The organism is Olleya sp. KKT75 (genome assembly GCF_055635485.1).
On the sequence record NZ_CM145759.1, the window covers coordinates 125,928 to 143,719 of the forward strand.

Sequence of the window (17,792 nt, forward strand, 5' to 3'; positions counted from 1 at the left end):
TCTTTTTTTAAAATTGCGCACGTGGCGGAATTGGTAGACGCGTTAGCTTGAGGGGCTAATGGTTATTATAATCGTGGAAGTTCGAGTCTTCTCGTGCGCACATTTCCAAATTTATATTTTATTGTTAATTATTTCAAAATGTTTGATCATTTATGGTTAAAACTCATTTTGTTTAACTATTTTAGCTAAATAATGAACAATATCAAATCAAAATTCAGCATAAAAGATCTTGAGAATCTCTCAGGCATTAAGGCTCACACCATTAGAATATGGGAGAAGCGCTATAACTTATTTGAACCTAATAGGACAGATACTAATATTAGATATTATAGCTTAGCTAGCTTACAAAAAATATTAAATATTAGTTATTTAAACAGTAATGGGTATAAAATATCAAAAATAGCAAATCTAAAATCTGAAGAAGTACCCCTGTTAGTTAAAGAAATTGCGGAACAAAGTGATGAAAATGTTCACGCCATTAACTTATTTAAACTAGCTATGATCAATTTTGATCAAGCGTTATTCTATCAGACCTATAATGACTTAATAGATGAATTTTCTTTTAAAGACATTTTCTATACCATATTTGTACCGTTATTAGATAAAATAGGTTTACTATGGCAAACAGATACCATAACACCAGCGCACGAGCATTTTATAGTTGAATTAATCAAGCAGAAAATTTTAATCAACACAGACAATGCTTTAAGTGGCTTTAAGCATTCAAACAGCGACAAAACTTATGTTTTATTTCTTCCTGACAACGAAGTACACGAATTAGGTCTATTATATACTAATTACGAAATCATAAACCAAGGTGCACACGCCATATATCTAGGTCAAAGTGTCCCTATTGAAAGTTTACAATATCTATTATCTCAATTTGAGAATATAACATTTGTATCCTGTTTTACCGTTAAGCCGGATAAAGAACATATCTTAAAGTATATTGCTGAATTTGATAAAAACATCTTAAGTAAAAGCAACAGCAACTTAGTAATATCTGGTCGTATGACTGCTTACTTACAAGACATAACAAACCCTAAAATAGCCGCTTTTAAAACCACAAAAGAGGTCTTAGAAAGTTTATAATTAATATAAATTAATGAGTAAAAACATCGCAATTATAGGCTCCGGATTTTCTGCACTTTCAGCTTCTTGTTATTTAGCGCAAGCTGGACACACTGTTTCTATTTTTGAAAAAAACGACACTATTGGTGGTCGTTGCAGACAATTTAAAAAAGACGGTTTCACCTTTGATATTGGTCCAAGTTGGTATTGGATGCCAGATATATTCAACAAGTTTTTTGCCGAGTTTGGTAAAAAAACATCTGATTACTACCAACTAGATAAATTATCTCCGGCTTACAAAATATTTTTTAAGGATGACAATATAACCATCGGTGATACTTTAGATAAGATATGTTCTGAATTTGAACGTATAGAACCAGGTAGCTCAACTCCGCTTAAAAAGTTTATAAAAAAAGCTGGCGAAAACTATGATATTGCAATTAACAAAGTTGTTTTAAAACCAGGTATTTCTCCTTTAGAATTAATAACACCAGAAACAGCACTTCGTGTAGATCAGTTTTTTAAAACTATAAGCAGAGAGGTTCGTAAAAACTTTAAAAATCCAAAGTTAATTTCAACCTTAGAGTTTCCCGTATTATTTTTGGGTGCAAAACCTAGTAAGACCCCTTCATTTTATAATTTTATGAATTATGCCGACTTTGGTTTAGGTACATGGCACCCAAAAGGTGGAATGTATGAGATTATAAAGGCAATGCAATCGCTTGCAGAAAGTTTAGGAGTAGTCATTAAAACCAACAGTCCTATTACTAAAATTAACGTCGCTAATAAAAAAGCAACGTCTATAGTCGTAAATAATCAAATATTAGATTTTGATGTTGTTTTAAGTGGTGCTGACTATCATCATTCAGAAACATTATTAGACAAAACACATAGACAATATTCAGAAAAATACTGGAGCAAGAAAACATTCGCCCCTTCCTCCCTATTGTTCTACATCGGATTTGATAAAAAACTGAATAACGTACAACATCACAATTTGTTTTTTGACACAAATTTTGAGGCGCATGCTGAAGAAATTTATGATAATCCACAATGGCCATCAGACCCTTTGTTTTATGCCAATTTCCCTTCGACAACAGACAGTAGTATGGCACCCAAAGGCTGCGAAACTGGCTTTTTCCTAATACCTATTGCTCCCGGAATTGAAGACACACCTGAAATTAGAGCACAATATTTAGACCTAATTTTAACTCGTTTTGAAAAATTAACAAAACAAGATGTAAAAAATAACATTATATTTAAAGAGTCCTTTTGTGTTAAGGATTTTATAAAAGATTATAACTCATATAAAGGAAATGCATACGGAATGGCTAACACCCTATTACAGACTGCATTTTTAAGACCAAAATTAAAAAGTAAAAAAGTCAATAATTTATATTTTACAGGACAACTAACTGTACCAGGCCCAGGCGTGCCACCAGCACTTATTTCTGGTAAACTAGTCGCAGAATTAATTAACAAACACCACAATAACTAAAGATGAAATCATTATTTGACGCTGTTTCCTACGATTGTAGTAAAGTGGTAACCACCTCTTATAGTACTTCATTTTCGTTAGCAACAAAAATGTTGTCTAATACTATAAGACAAGATATTTATAATATATATGGTTTTGTTAGATTTGCTGACGAGATTGTAGATACATTTCACGACTATAACAAACAAGAATTATTTGACCGTTTTGAAAACGACTTAGAATTATCTTTAAAAGAAAAGATAAGTTTAAACCCTATTTTAAATGCCTTTCAACACACGTATCACAAATGCAATATAGATAAGCATATGGTAGACTCGTTTATGAAAAGTATGCGTTTAGACCTATCAAAAACTAAATACACCACAGATCAGGAATACAAAGACTATATTTACGGGTCTGCTGATGTCGTTGGACTAATGTGCTTAAAAGTATTTGTTAAAGGTGATAACCAAAAATACGAATCGTTAAAAAACACAGCTATGTCTTTAGGCTCTGCCTTTCAGAAAGTAAACTTTTTAAGAGATTTAAAAGCAGATCATGAATTATTAGACAGAACTTATTTTCCTAATACAGATTTAACTAACTTAACGGAAGAAGATAAATTGCTAATAATAAAAGATATCGAACATGACTTTGAAGAAGGTCTAAAGGGAATCAAACAATTACCAATCGAAGCTAAATTTGGTGTATTTATGGCGTACCGATATTACAACCAATTATTAAAAAAATTAAAGAACACACCAGCTTTAGAAATTAAAAACACACGTATTAGAGTGCCTAATTACAAAAAGGCAGAGCTCCTAACACGTAGCTATGTTAAATACCAACTCAATTTATTATAATAATGCAAACAGTATATTGGATATTAGTTTTTTTAGGAACCTTTTCTACAATGGAATTTATGGCGTGGTTTACACATAAGTATGTCATGCATGGTTTTTTATGGAGCTTACACAAAGATCACCATCACAAAGATCATGACAGTTGGTTTGAGCGTAATGATGCATTTTTTATATTTTATGCTATTGTTAGTATGACATGCTTTTACCTTTGGAGTTATGAAGGTGTGTGGTATTGCCTTCCCATAGGTCTTGGTATTATGGCTTACGGCGCAGCATACTTTTTAGTGCACGATATATTTATACACCAACGTTTTAAGTTGTTTAGAAACGCAAATAATATTTACGCTAAAGGTGTTAGACGTGCGCACAAAATGCACCACAAGCATTTAGGGAAAGGTGATGGAGAATGCTTTGGGATGTTATTTGTTCCTTTTAAATATTTTAAAAAGTAATCTACAATTTAGATGCATAAACCCCATTATGATTACATAATAGTTGGTAATGGATTAGCCGGGCTACAACTAGCTTTAGCATTAGTAAATGATGCATATTTTAACGACAAACAAATTGCATTAATAGATCCCGATACAAAATCCGCCAATGACAAAACGTGGAGTTTTTGGGAAACAGAAGATAACTACTGGGGAGCATTGCCTTATAAAACTTGGCAAAAAGCTACTATTTATAGTTCAAAAAAGCAAATACATTTAAACCTCGCTCCTTATACCTACAAAAGTATACGCGCCTTAGATTTTTATAATTACGCTAAAGCGAATTTAAAACACAAGCCTAATATTCATTTTATAACAGATACGGTTACAAGCGTATCAGAAAAAGATTTGGTTACAGTAACAACCGAAACGAATAGCTATACTGCAAATCATGTTTTTGATAGTAGAGTCACACCTGAATTTTCAACTAAAATAAAAACACACACAACATTATTACAACATTTTAAAGGTTGGATTATAAAAACGGAACACCCAGTATTTGATGACACACAGATAACAATGATGGACTACCGTTTAAAAGACGGAAACCAAACTACGTTTATGTATGTGTTACCATTTTCTAAGACTGAAGCTTTAGTAGAATTTACTTATTTTACAGAAAACACAGTTGAAGAATCGACGTATGATAGTTATATCAAACAATACATTTCTGAGTTTTTAAAAATTGAAGACTACAGCATAACAGAAACCGAATCTGGAATTATACCAATGACCACCTTTCCGTTTAATGATTATAACACCACTAATATAACTAAAATAGGAACTGCTGGAGGCTGGGTAAAACCGTCTACAGGTTATTCATTTAAACATACTCAGAAAAAAGTAACAAAGGTTATTGCTAATTTAAAAACCAACCAATCCCCTTCTAAAAATCTATTTATATCAAAATATAAATTCTACGATAAAATATTTTTAAAGGTTTTAAAAGACGAAAATCATAAAGGTGAATGGATTTTTGAGCAATACTATAGTAAAAACGATATCAATACAATGTTTCGCTTTTTAGATGAAGAATCTACTTTTGCAGAAGATCTAAAAATTATGTGGTCTTTATTCAGCTTTAGCTTTATTAAAGCTTTTTTTAAAACGCTATAAACGCGTATATTTATCTGATGAAAAATATCATCTATTCCCTTCTTATCACACTTCTAGTATCCAACTGTAAAAAAGCTATCAATCTTGACATTATATACAATCCTCCAAAAATAGAAAGTCAACTAGTTAGGGATGTTTACTTTGGGACCACAATAGATGATCCTTATAGAAACATTGAAAACACCAAAGACAGCACTGTTTTAAAGTGGTATAAATCTCAAACAGAATACACCAATAGCTTTATTGAAAATATAAATAATAGGACCTCTTTTATAGATAACACTTACGAGATCGATAATAGAAAATCTTATTATATAAAAAAGCATCACCTTACAGAAAATGACAATCGTTTTTATTTAAAGAAAAACATTGGAGAAGACTATTACAAATTATATTTCAAAGCTGTCAACGACTCAAGTGAAACACTATTATTTAATCCAAAAGAGTATAAAACAAATAGTAAAAACGATTATATAATTAACTATATAAAACCAAGTTGGGATGAAAAGCATGTCGTGGTATCATTATCGTATTCAGGAAAAGAATTATCAGAATTAATTATAATTGATACTAAAACACAAAAACAGCACCCACAAATATTAGACAATGCTTGGCCAAACTCATTTTTAGGGATAAACTGGTTACCAGACAATAGCGGGTTTACTTATTTATATTTCACCAATCCAGATCCTAACATAAGCAATTTTAAAAACAATAGTCAATCTGTATTATACACTTTAGGTCAAGATCCAAAAAAATTAAATTTTATATTTGGTAATTCAACTCACCCTGCGTTTAATATTATAAAAAGTGAATATCCATTAACAAAAATAAATGGAGCTAGAGATAAATACATAATTGGTTACCTCGCTGGAGTAGATAATTTTTGGGACACTTATTATGCAAAAATCGAAGACCTTAAAAAAGGTAATTTAAATTGGAAGCTACTGTATACAAAAGAAGATAAAGTTAAAACTAATAAAGGTATTATTGTTAAAGACCAATTTGTATTTATGTCTGGCTCAAATGCTGATAACTTCAAATTGGCTTCTATAAATTTAAATACTTTGAATTTTAAAAATCCACAAATTATTTTTGAAGAAAAGAAAGATGAAGTAATAACCTCCTTTAGGATTAATAATAATGCTATCTATCTAACGACAAGTAAATACGGCATTGAAGCATTCCTCTATCAAATAAAAGATGGAGAAACTAAACAAATTAAATTACCTAAAAAAGCTGGAACCATAAGTATAAGCCATAAATCTATTAATTATGATGATTTATGGGTTTCTATTAGTGGATGGACAAGCTCTAACGAGCGTTATAAATATAATTCTATAACAAATAAATTTACAGAAGACTACTTAACAGATAAAGTAGAATATCCTGAATTTAAAAATATAATCATTGAAGAAATTAGTATTCCTTCACACGATGGGGCTTTAGTACCTATTTCTATTATTTATAATAAAGATATAGAAAGAAATAGTAATAACCCTTCATTCTTTTACGGTTATGGCGCGTATGGAGATGGTATCAATCCATTTTTCTCCCCAACCTTTTTATACTACGTACAAGAAGGTGGTGTTCTATGCATACCCCATGTTAGAGGGGGAGGAGAAAAAGGTGAAGAATGGAGAAAGGGTGGATTTAAAAAGACTAAGCCAAACACATGGAAAGATCTAATAGCTGCTGTTGAACATCTTATTGATAATAAGTACACTTCCAAAAACAAGACTGCTATTTATAGTAGTAGTGCCGGAGGAATAATGGTTGGAAGAGCAATGACAGAGCGTCCAGATTTATTTGCGGCTATTATATCTGAAGTTGGTGAATTAAATCCTATTAGAACGGAAGTTCAACCAGGAGCAGGTGGTTCTAATATTAGGGAATTTGGTAATGTAAAAGATTCTACCGAATGTATGGCTTTACTAGAAATGGATGCATATCTACATATAAAAGACAGTATAAATTATCCAGCAACTTATTTAACCGTTGGAATGAACGACCCTAGAGTTGTCCCTTGGGAAAGCGGAAAATTTGCTGCAAGACTACAAAACTCTAACCTATTAACAAAACCAGTGTTTTTATATGCTGATTTTGAGTCAGGACATAGCGGTAGCAATGGTAAAAAGTCATATGAAGAATGGGGGAATGTTTTAACTTTTGCCCTTTGGCAAACAGGTCATCCCAAGTATCAACTTAAAAAAAATTAATTGATTAAATCATTAATTGTCTCCTTTACCGCATCACTATTCCAATTAGCTGCTCCGTTTTTGTCAATTACGATAGCCCCTTTTTGATCAATTAAAAATGTATGCGGAATGCTACTTACATTAAATTGATTGATTATTGGAGCTTCTAAAGGCGTGTAGACCTTAAAATTATATCCGTTTTTATCCATAAATGTTTTTATAGTTTCACTTTTTTCGTTGGATACAAATACAAATTCAATTCTATCGCTATAAGCTTCGTATAATTTCTGCATACTCGGTAATTCTGCTATACACGGTGGACACCAAGTTGCCCAAAAGCTGACCAGTACGATTTTGTTTTCCGCTTGACGGAAATTATACACGCTACCATTTAAGTCCACTAAATTCCAATTATAATTGGTAATCTGTTCTCGGTTTGATTGCGTTTCAATACTAGGCGAAAATAACGCCAAGCCTTTATGTAGCTGTATTTGAATAAACTGTCTACTAGCAGGAATAATTAATAAGACTATAATCAGTCCAAAAACTATATTTTTTAATGTAATCTTAGGTGTTTGCATAAGTCTAAAAAAAAAGAAGCACCTAACATAATTAGGTGCTTCAAATCTAACAAAAAACAATTATAAATTATCTATTTACTGTCCCCATTAAAGATTGCACTGGTCCATCTCCCATAGTTATAGAAGTATGTACTGCTGCATCTGTTGCCACCATTTGTGCTAATGGTTTTAGTGTAAATGGTGCTGCACTGTTATCAGGACTTGGCTCTACAGACACTACTATTGTAGTTCCTCTTAGATCCGTTGGAAATGTAAATCCTGCTGGTGCATTTTGTAAGTAATCTTCTCCTGGATAACCAGGTCCATTTCCTGTGTCTCCTTTAAATACAGATGTTGCTGCATTATCATCCGCCATAGAAGCATCTGTAAATGTTCCTGTACTTATAGGTGTACCGTTTATAACTGCCCATCCTTCATACTTCCAACCATCAGAAAGTACTGGTAAATTTAACCCTGTTACTGCTGATCCAGAAGCGTTATCTAAAAACCAAACACCACTTTCTTCGTTGGTATCATCTGCATCCGTAGGTGTCGCTAAAATAAACGTCCCTGCTACTGTAGAAAAATCTGCAACTAAATTAGAATTTACACTTGCTGAAGTCCCTGAAAAATCTCCCGCTAATACTTTAGTTTCGGCTGGAGCCGGATCTGGATCCACTGTAGGCTCTATTGACAATACAAACGTTGTTGCTGCTGCTAATTGTGTACTTAATACTTGAAATGTTTGTGGAAAAGTGACATCACTAAATCGTCCTGTAGATACAGGTGCTCCATCCACTATTACCCATCCTTCATATACAAAATCATCTCCAAGCGCTTCTAGACCTGTAAGATTTAATGTTAATCCTGATGTTTCAATTTGTGGTGTAGCATCATCATCATTACTACACGACACACTTAATAATCCCATAGCCATTACAGCTAAATACATTTTTCTAATCATAGTTTTAGTTTTAATTAATTAAACAATTTTCTTAAAATGGTCGTTACATCAACTAAATACTTACAAATTATCTGAAAAAATTATTAAAAATTCATAATACACTCAATATCAATAACATTATAAAAACAAAAAAAAACGCTAATTTTTAAATTAGCGCTTTTTATATAAACTATTGTATTGCCAAATCGATAAAACAAAATATATTATATCAACTTAGTAATAAATATTATCTAGTAGCTGTACCTGTAACCGTTACATTAATGTTATCCACTAAGCTAACAGCATTACTAGCAACACCCTCTGTACCACTAATTGGCTTAAAAAAGAAAGGAGTAGTATCATTAGTTCCTTCTACATCTGGCTCAATAGAAATAACAACTGGTCTACCTGTTACTACACCATCAATATCAGCTGGTAAAAAAGAAAGAAAGTCCTCCCCTGGAAAAGCAGGAGCTGGCTCGTTACCACTATAAGGAGATGCAGAATCTACACCTGAAGCAGATGTGAATTTACCCATAGATAATGGTACATCTTCCGTTCCGTTGTTAAATACAACCCACCCTTCGTATTTCCAACCTGCACTTAAAGTAGGTAGATTTACTAAACTTGGTACTGGTCCTGGCATATCTAAAAACCAAACACCCATATCATCATTACCATTATTTACTCCTCCTGTATTATCTGTAGGAGTTGCTGTGATAAAAGAACCTGAAAAAGGTAACGTTGATGAGTTAAACACACCAACTTGGTCATTAATTACTAAAGATGCTGCATTAGCTGCAAACGACCCTGATAAAATTTTTGTTGCACTTGGTAATGGATCAGAATCTGATGCTGGCTCTAGAGATAAAACAAATGCTGTGGCAGCATCTAAATCTTCCGTTGGAATATCAAAAGTAGTTTTTGAAGCCACTCCAGCGTCATTTACTGTAAACGTACCTGTTGTTTGAGGGGCACCATCTACCATTATCCATCCTTCATATACTAAGTTATCACCTAAGTTACCTAAACCATTAAAGTTTAATGTTAGTGTACTTGTTGGGATTACTACTGCTGGTGTTGATGCGTCATCATCACTGCTACAAGACGTAGCTAGTGCACCTAATGCTAAAGAAGCAAAAATCATTTTTTTAATCATAGTTATTTTTTTAAAAGTTAAATTCATTTTTTTTATCAGTGCAATATAGTCGTAATCAAGGAAAAAACTTACACCTATTATAAAAAAAACTCCTAATTACTATTAGGAGTTTTTAATATTACTTAAAATCTAATTACGCGTTATTCTCTTTTTTAATCAAGTTAAGCGCGCTTCCTTCGTTATACCAAGCAATTTGTGCTTCGTTATACGTATGATTTGTTACTACTGTATCTTTACTTCCATCGGCATGAACAACCTCAATTGTTAATGGCTTTCCTGGAGCAAACTCGTTTAAATCTACAAAGTTGAATGTATCATCTTCTAAAATTAAATCGTAATCTGCTTCATTATTAAACGTTAACCCTAACATCCCTTGTTTTTTAAGGTTTGTTTCGTGGATACGTGCAAAAGATTTTACAATTACCGCTACTACACCAAGATGTCTTGGCTCCATAGCTGCATGCTCTCTAGAAGATCCTTCTCCGTAGTTATGATCTCCAACAACTATAGTTTTGACACCCGCAGCTTTATAAGCTCTTGCTGTATCTGGCACACCACCAAACTCTCCTGTTAATTGATTTTTAACAAAGTTTGTCTTCTTACCAAATGCGTTAACAGCACCAATTAAACAGTTATTAGAAATATTATCTAAATGCCCTCTAAAACGTAACCATGGTCCAGCCATACTAATATGGTCTGTCGTACATTTTCCGAAAGCTTTTATTAATAATTTAGCACCAGAAATATCATTTCCAATAGGTGTAAATGGTGTTAATAATTGTAGTCTTTCAGAATCTGAAGCTACTTTTACTTCCACACCACTACCATCTTCATCGGGCGCTAAGTATCCATTTTCTTTTACTTCAAAACCTTTTGGAGGTAATTCCCATCCTGTTGGCTCATCAAACATTACTTCTTGGCCCTCTTCGTTTAATAACGAATCCGTTAAAGGATTAAAGTCTAAACGACCCGCAATTGCAATAGCAGCTGTAATCTCTGGAGAGGCTACAAAAGCATGTGTATTTGGGTTACCATCTGCACGTTTTGCAAAGTTTCGGTTAAACGAATGCACGATACTATTTTTAGGCGCATTTTTAGGATCACTATATCTTGCCCATTGTCCAATACATGGACCACAAGCATTGGTAAATATCTTAGCGTCTAATTTTTCAAAGATTCCTAAAATACCATCTCTATCTGCTGTGTAACGTACTTGCTCAGAACCTGGATTAATACCCAATTCTGCTTTCATTTTTATACCCTTATCTAACGCTTGTTGTGCAATAGAAGATGCACGCGATAAATCTTCGTAAGATGAGTTAGTACAAGAACCAATAAGTCCCCACTCTACTTGTAAAGGCCATTCGTTAGCTGTCGCTTTTTCACCCATAGTTTTACCAACTGGTGTTGATAAATCTGGAGTAAAAGGCCCATTTAATAATGGTCCTAATTCTGATAAGTTAATATCTATGACTTGATCAAAAAAGTTTTCTGGATTAGCATATACCTCTGCATCTGCAGTTAAATAGTCTTTAACTTGATTTGCTGCATCAGCAACATCTGCTCTATCTGTAGCACGTAAATAACGCTCCATAGACTCGTCATATCCAAAAGTAGAAGTTGTTGCTCCTATTTCTGCACCCATGTTACAAATAGTACCTTTTCCGGTACAAGACATTGATTTAGCACCTTCACCAAAATATTCAACAATTGCTCCTGTTCCTCCTTTAGCAGAAACAATACCAGCCACTTTTAAGATGACATCTTTTGGTGCTGTCCAACCAGATAATTTACCTGTTAGTCTTACACCTATTAATTTAGGAAATTTAAGTTCCCAAGCCATACCTGCCATTACATCTACAGCATCAGCACCACCAACACCAATAGCTACCATACCTAAACCACCAGCATTTACTGTGTGAGAATCTGTACCAATCATCATTCCTCCTGGAAATGCATAATTTTCTAAAACTACTTGATGAATAATTCCTGCTCCTGGTTTCCAAAAACCAATTCCATATTTGTTAGAGACCGATTCTAGAAAGTTAAAAACTTCACTACTCACACTATTTGCGTGCTTTAAATCTGTTGTAGCACCATCTTTAGCTTGAATCAAATGATCACAATGCACCGTTGTCGGCACTGCAACATTGTCTTTTCCAGCTTGCATAAACTGTAATAGTGCCATTTGAGCTGTAGCATCCTGACATGCAATTCTATCTGGAGCAAAATCCACATAGTCTTTACCTCTTGTGAAGGCTTTTTCAGGGGTTCCATCCCAAAGGTGAGAATATAAAATCTTTTCAGAAAGTGTTAAAGGTTTACCTACAACTTTACGTGCTGCATCAACACGTTCCGTCATTTTAGAGTAAACTCCTTTAATCATATCGATATCAAATGCCATAAATTTTATTTTTTTTAGATTCTACTTTAATCCTTACAAGGTACGAAATATAGAGAGACTTTAAAAGCACCATTAATAGTATAGATTGATTCTAACATAAGTTATTTATATGTCACAGCTATTTAAAGTTACCGCATAAAAAAGCCCGAATCTAGGATTCAGGCTTTTTAATATATTTATTAAGTATTATGCTAACACTAACTTCTTTTTAGAAGGCTTAAAACTAGTTAATACGATTCCGTCAACTGCAGCTTCATATTCTGCCATTGTAGGCGTTCTTCCTAAAATAGTAGATAATACAACTACTGGTGTAGAAGATAATAAAGATTCTCCTTTCTTTTCTCCTGAATCTTTTACAACTCTACCTTGGAATAAACGTGTAGATGTAGCCATTACTGTATCTCCTGGCTCTGCTTTTTCTTGATTACCCATACAAAGGTTACATCCTGGACGCTCTAAATACAACATGTTTTCATATTTAGTACGTGCTAAACCTTTAGGTGCATTATCGTCAAATTCAAAACCTGAGTATTTAACTAATATATCCCAATCTCCTTCAGCTTTTAACTCATCAACAATATTATAAGTTGGAGGCGCTACTACTAATGGTGCATTAAATTCTACTTTACCATGCTGCGCTTCAATATTCTTCAACATTTGCGCTAAAATTTGCATATCCCCTTTATGAATCATACATGATCCAATAAACCCTAAATCTACCGTTTTAGTTCCTCCGTAGTAAGATAACGGTCTGATATTATCGTGCGTATAACGTTTTGATACGTCTTCATTATTTACATCAGGATCAGCAATCATTGGTTCAGCAATTTCATCCAAATCAACAACAACTTCTGCAAAATAATTAGCATCTGCATCTGGTTTTAAAGCTGGTTTAGCACCTGACTTTAATTCTTCGATTCTAGCATTAGCTTTTTCGACTAAACCTTTAAGCATTTGCTTTTCGTTATCCATTCCCTTATCAATCATGATTTGGATACGACCTTTAGCAATTTCTAAAGATTCTATTAATGTATCTTCCTCTGAGATACAGATAGATGCTTTTGCTTTCATTTCGGCAGTCCAGTCCGTAAATGTAAACGCTTGATCAGCCGTAAGTGTCCCTAAGTGCACCTCAATAATTCTACCTTGGAATACGTTATCTCCACCAAACTGATTTAACATCTGCTCTTGCGTAGCATGTACTACATCACGGAAATCCATAAAAGATTTCATTTCTCCTTTAAAGGTTACTTTTACAGATTCTGGAATTGGCATTGTAGCTTCTCCTGTAGCTAATGCTAACGCTACTGTTCCTGAATCAGCTCCAAAAGCAACACCCTTTGACATACGTGTATGAGAATCTCCTCCAATAATAATATCCCAGTCATCCACAGCAAGGTCATTTAAAACCTTGTGGATCACATCTGTCATTGCATGATATTTCCCTTTAGGATCACGCGCAGTAATTAATCCAAAGTCATTCATAAAGGTCATTAACCTTGGAATGTTAGCCTTAGACTTGTCATCCCAAACAGACGCTGTATGACACCCTGATTGGTATCCTGCATCAACAATTGGTGAAATAATAGTCGCTGCCATCATCTCTAATTCTTGAGACGTCATTAAACCCGTAGTATCTTGAGACCCAACAATGTTTACTTCTACTCTTACGTTAGATCCTGCATGTAATGTTTTTCCCGGAGTTGTACCTACAGCATTTTTGTTGAAGATTTTTTCAACAGCAGTAAGCCCTTGTCCATCAATAGATACTTCTTTTGAAGTGGCATATACTTGCGGAATCTCTACTTCTAATATTTTACAAGCTAATGTTTGTAATTTTTTACCAAAAACAACAGCATAAGATCCACCTGCTTTAATAAACTCCATTTTTGGTGGCGTTAATGCAGCAGAAATATCTTTTAACTCTTTATCTCCGTTATATAATTTTTTAGTTTTAGTATTAATGGTTAATACTGTACCTGTTTCTACTGAATAGGTTTGCTTTAAAACTGGTTCTCCATCTGCATCTACAACAGTATTTCCGTCAGCATCTTTTTGCTTTTCCCAGTTTTTTAAATCAATACCAATACCTCCAGTTACTCCAACCGTAGTTAAAAAAATTGGTGCGATACCATTTGTCCCCGCGATTACTGGTGCAAAATTGATAAAAGGAACATATTTACTAAAAGGAACTCCAGTCCATAACGCCACGTTATTTACACCAGACATTCTAGAAGACCCTACTCCCATTGTTCCTTTCTCTGCGATTAACATCACACGTTTATCAGGGTGTTGCTCTTTTAAAGCTAATAATTGATTCTGCATGTCTTTGTTATGCTCAAACATACACTGACCATGTAATTCACGATCTGATCTTGAGTGTGCATCTGCACCCGGAGATAATAAATCTGTAGAGATATCTCCAACACCAGCAACAAAAGTTACTATTTCTATTTCTTCGTCAACTTCTGGAAGTTTTGTAAAAAATTCTGCTTTAGCATAACTCTCTAATAACTCTTTTGCAATAGTATTACCTGCTTTAAAAGCATTCTCTAAAAGTGCCATATCTGCTTCGTATAAAAACACTTGTGTCTTTAATACTTTTGCAGCTTCTGTAGCAATAGCAACATCGTTTCCTAAAGCTAAATCCAATAATACCTCAATAGATGGTCCACCCTTCATGTGTGACAATTGCTCAAAAGCAAAAGCAGGTGTAATTTCTTTAACTACAGCTTCACCTAAAATAATTTCCTTTAAAAACTTAGCTTTTACTCCTGCAGCACTAGTTGTTCCAGGTAAAACGTTATAGATAAAAAAGTTAAGAGACTCCGCTCTAAATTCATTATTTACATCAATAATTTGAGTAATGATATCGCTAAGTAATTCAGCACCATCAATTGGTTTAGGATGAAGTCCAAGTACTTTCCTGTCTTCTATCTCTTTAAGGTAATCTTTATAAGTGTTCATATAGTAATTAAAAGGATTATATTAAATCTTAAACGTCCAATTAAGCTAACCTTTTAGCTTAATTGGACCGCCTATTTAACGCAAACAAAATTACGAAAAATTGAAGTATTTTGAAAATATATAAGATATTAGAACAATCACTAAATAAAATTCAATAAAAAGACCAAATACTACTTACAAAATAGTAAAATGATAATTTTTAACACCTTAAAATATTAAATTAATAAGAAATCTAATTTGCAAACCATCCTTTAAACCGTGCAGAATCTCTAAATTTTATAATTGGATATTCAAAAAAGGAAAATAAGAGATAAGAAACCACAAAAGTAGCACTCCAATACAATCCTAGAACACCTAATTTACTTAAAGCGGATAGATCCGAAATAACAACATAGTGCTTAATACTTAATAGTATTATAGAATAATTTACTAAATAAATAGAATATGACCATAAACTAATGTTTGTAACAACCTTTTGAAACCTTAAAGTTGATCTCCAATTTGAAAACATAGGAAATGTGAGTAATATACTTATTGACACTATAGATAAATAATACACATTAAAGAACGTTGAAAAATGATCTGGATTTAATGAATTTATAAAAATATAGACATGAACACCCAAGAACAAAACGACACCAAAACCAAAACTTAACCATTTATAACGTTTCCAAGCCATAGCATAATAGTATGCTATAAACGCAGCTAGGAAGCCATAGTAAATACTATCTAGTCTATACACTAAAACTTTACGTAAAGATTTACTCCATGAGAAGTGGTAAGGACTATTAGTAATACTAACATCAAAAATAAACCTATGAAAGATGGCGCTAATAATTACAAGCAGTGTTACAGCCAAAAACAACCATTTACCACTCTTTTTAAAAATTAAACCTAAAATAAATAATAAAATTGGTCCGATTAAATAAGCAAACTCCTCAATAGTTAAGCTCCATGATTCCGTGAAAAAATCCGCCTGTTTATTTGAAAAATTCTGAAGAAAAAAGAAATATTTATAGATCTGCTTTGGAACTTCAGTATTAAAAACAAATAACAATCCTATATTAATTAGTAATACTAAATAATAATTAGGCAATGTCCGTAACCAACGACGCATCCAAAACTGGGTAAAATTTTTAAACTTAGTTTGTTTAGCTTCTATCTGTTTGATTAAAATACCTCCAATTAAAAAACCGCTAAGCACAAAAAAAAGATCAACACCAATGGTGCCAAAAAATCGAATGATTTTAATAAGTGTGGACTGCGACTCCGGAAAAATTAAGATAGTAGAATGTGAACATAATATGAGCAGGATTGCTAATGCCCTAACAACATCTAAACCAAATACTCTTTGTTTTTTTGCTGTTATAGATTTCAAAATAGAAAAGTTTAAATATTATTGTCTCGCTATTTTTATAAGCTTAATTATACCTAAAAAGATACCACAAAACTCAATAAATGTACCCAAAGTTAATATTAAACTTCCATTAGTCCAATGTTGGATTTTAAAAACAGCACCTACAACTGTTACTGCAATACCAATTAATAAGATAATAAATGGTACTAATAACTGTTTCAGTTTCATGTTAAAATAAACTTTTAATAATATGCTCAATAGTCACTCCCTCAGCTTCAGCCTTATAGTTTTTAATCATTCTATGACGTAAAATACTAGTTGCTACTGCTTGTACGTTTTCTATATCTGGAGAAAACTTACCGTTTATAGCCGCATGTGTTTTAGCTGCCAAAATTAAGTTTTGAGAAGCTCTTGGACCTGCTCCCCAATCTACATATTGCTTTACCAAATCAGAAGCTGCATCACTATTTGGTCTAGTTTTACCAACCATAGTTACCGCATATTCTATAACATTATCAGCTACAGGAATACGTCTAATTAACTGTTGAAAATCTACGATTTCTTGCGCAGTAAATAAGGCATTAACCGTTGGTTTATGATTAGAAGTTGTTGCTTTTACAACATCTACTTCTTCTTGAAAACTTGGGTAATCTAAATTGATAGCAAACATAAAACGATCTAATTGCGCTTCTGGAAGTGGATACGTTCCTTCTTGCTCAATTGGGTTTTGAGTTGCTAAAACAAAGTATGGTAAATCTAATTTGTAATGGTGCCCAGAAACCGTTACCGAACGCTCTTGCATCGCTTCTAACAGGGCTGCTTGCGTTTTTGGAGGTGTACGGTTAATCTCATCTGCTAAAATAATATTAGCAAATATTGGTCCTTTAATAAATTTAAATTGTCTGCTTTCGTCTAGGATTTCGCTTCCTAAAATGTCACTTGGCATTAAATCTGGAGTAAACTGTATACGTTTAAAATCCAATCCTAAAGCTTGAGAAATAGTATTAACCATTAATGTTTTGGCCAATCCCGGAACACCAATTAATAAGGCGTGACCACCAGAGAAAATCGAGATTAAAATCTGATTAACTACATCGTCTTGTCCTATAATTACTTTGGCTACTTCTTGCCTTAACGCATTGTATCTTGTTACTAGAGATTTTACTGCTGCAACGTCTGACATATA

Annotated in this window: 14 protein-coding genes and 1 tRNA gene; 7 read left to right on the top strand and 8 right to left on the bottom strand. The window is 33.1% G+C overall.

Translation table 11 applies throughout. The features are described from left to right. Positions 1–15 precede the first annotated feature (15 nt). The 7 genes from ACZ2G2_RS00570 to ACZ2G2_RS00600 all read left to right on the top strand — a co-directional run bounded on the left by ACZ2G2_RS00570 (position 16) and on the right by ACZ2G2_RS00600 (position 7,237). Positions 16–100 (top strand) — tRNA-Leu (locus tag ACZ2G2_RS00570). A 92-nt stretch (positions 101–192) separates the two neighbouring features. Beyond that, positions 193–1,092 carry a MerR family transcriptional regulator gene (locus ACZ2G2_RS00575; protein ID WP_470393394.1) on the top strand — a complete coding sequence of 300 codons (900 nt, stop codon included), beginning with the start codon at positions 193–195 and terminating at the stop codon, positions 1,090–1,092. Between the two features lie 13 nt (positions 1,093–1,105). Further along, positions 1,106–2,569 carry a phytoene desaturase family protein gene (locus ACZ2G2_RS00580; RefSeq protein WP_470393395.1) on the top strand — a complete coding sequence of 488 codons (1,464 nt, stop codon included), beginning with the start codon at positions 1,106–1,108 and terminating at the stop codon, positions 2,567–2,569. 2 nt (positions 2,570–2,571) lie between these two features. After that, the gene (locus tag ACZ2G2_RS00585) at positions 2,572–3,411 is read left to right on the top strand and encodes a phytoene/squalene synthase family protein (RefSeq protein WP_101202907.1); all 840 of its coding nucleotides are present in this window, start codon (positions 2,572–2,574) and stop codon (positions 3,409–3,411) included. A gap of 2 nt (positions 3,412–3,413) precedes the next feature. Beyond that, on the top strand, positions 3,414–3,863 hold the full coding sequence (locus ACZ2G2_RS00590; RefSeq protein WP_090839456.1) for a sterol desaturase family protein: 450 nt from the start codon (positions 3,414–3,416) through the stop codon (positions 3,861–3,863). Between the two features lie 12 nt (positions 3,864–3,875). Next, positions 3,876–5,018, top strand: a complete 1,143-nt coding sequence (locus ACZ2G2_RS00595; protein WP_470393396.1) for a lycopene cyclase family protein — start codon at positions 3,876–3,878, stop codon at positions 5,016–5,018. A gap of 17 nt (positions 5,019–5,035) precedes the next feature. Then, complete coding sequence (locus ACZ2G2_RS00600) at positions 5,036–7,237, top strand: prolyl oligopeptidase family serine peptidase (RefSeq protein WP_470393398.1); 2,202 nt, start codon at positions 5,036–5,038, stop codon at positions 7,235–7,237. Here the strand turns inward: ACZ2G2_RS00600 and ACZ2G2_RS00605 are convergent. The 8 genes from ACZ2G2_RS00605 to ACZ2G2_RS00640 all read right to left on the bottom strand — a co-directional run bounded on the left by ACZ2G2_RS00605 (position 7,234) and on the right by ACZ2G2_RS00640 (position 17,789). Further along, positions 7,234–7,797, bottom strand: coding sequence for a TlpA family protein disulfide reductase (locus ACZ2G2_RS00605; RefSeq protein ID WP_470393400.1), 564 nt, complete (start codon positions 7,795–7,797; stop codon positions 7,234–7,236). The two genes, ACZ2G2_RS00600 and ACZ2G2_RS00605, sit on opposite strands and share 4 nt — an antisense overlap. A gap of 67 nt (positions 7,798–7,864) precedes the next feature. Next, positions 7,865–8,740, bottom strand: coding sequence for an anti-sigma factor (locus ACZ2G2_RS00610; RefSeq protein WP_470393402.1), 876 nt, complete (start codon positions 8,738–8,740; stop codon positions 7,865–7,867). 226 nt (positions 8,741–8,966) lie between these two features. Beyond that, positions 8,967–9,878 carry an anti-sigma factor domain-containing protein gene (locus ACZ2G2_RS00615; RefSeq protein WP_470393404.1) on the bottom strand — a complete coding sequence of 304 codons (912 nt, stop codon included), beginning with the start codon at positions 9,876–9,878 and terminating at the stop codon, positions 8,967–8,969. A 133-nt stretch (positions 9,879–10,011) separates the two neighbouring features. Then, a complete protein-coding gene (locus ACZ2G2_RS00620; RefSeq protein WP_281847456.1) occupies positions 10,012–12,282 on the bottom strand; it encodes an aconitate hydratase in 2,271 nt (756 codons plus the stop codon). A 186-nt stretch (positions 12,283–12,468) separates the two neighbouring features. Next, entirely contained in the window at positions 12,469–15,249 is a 2,781-nt protein-coding gene (locus ACZ2G2_RS00625; RefSeq protein WP_281847457.1) for a bifunctional aconitate hydratase 2/2-methylisocitrate dehydratase, read from the bottom strand. 232 nt (positions 15,250–15,481) lie between these two features. Then, positions 15,482–16,627, bottom strand: coding sequence for an acyltransferase family protein (locus ACZ2G2_RS00630; protein ID WP_470393407.1), 1,146 nt, complete (start codon positions 16,625–16,627; stop codon positions 15,482–15,484). Between the two features lie 18 nt (positions 16,628–16,645). Further along, on the bottom strand, positions 16,646–16,834 hold the full coding sequence (locus ACZ2G2_RS00635; RefSeq protein ID WP_090839442.1) for a GldL-related protein: 189 nt from the start codon (positions 16,832–16,834) through the stop codon (positions 16,646–16,648). 1 nt (position 16,835) lies between these two features. Then, positions 16,836–17,789: an AAA family ATPase gene (locus tag ACZ2G2_RS00640; protein ID WP_090839440.1), complete on the bottom strand. Its 954-nt coding sequence runs from the start codon at positions 17,787–17,789 to the stop codon at positions 16,836–16,838. Positions 17,790–17,792: the final 3 nt, after the last annotated feature.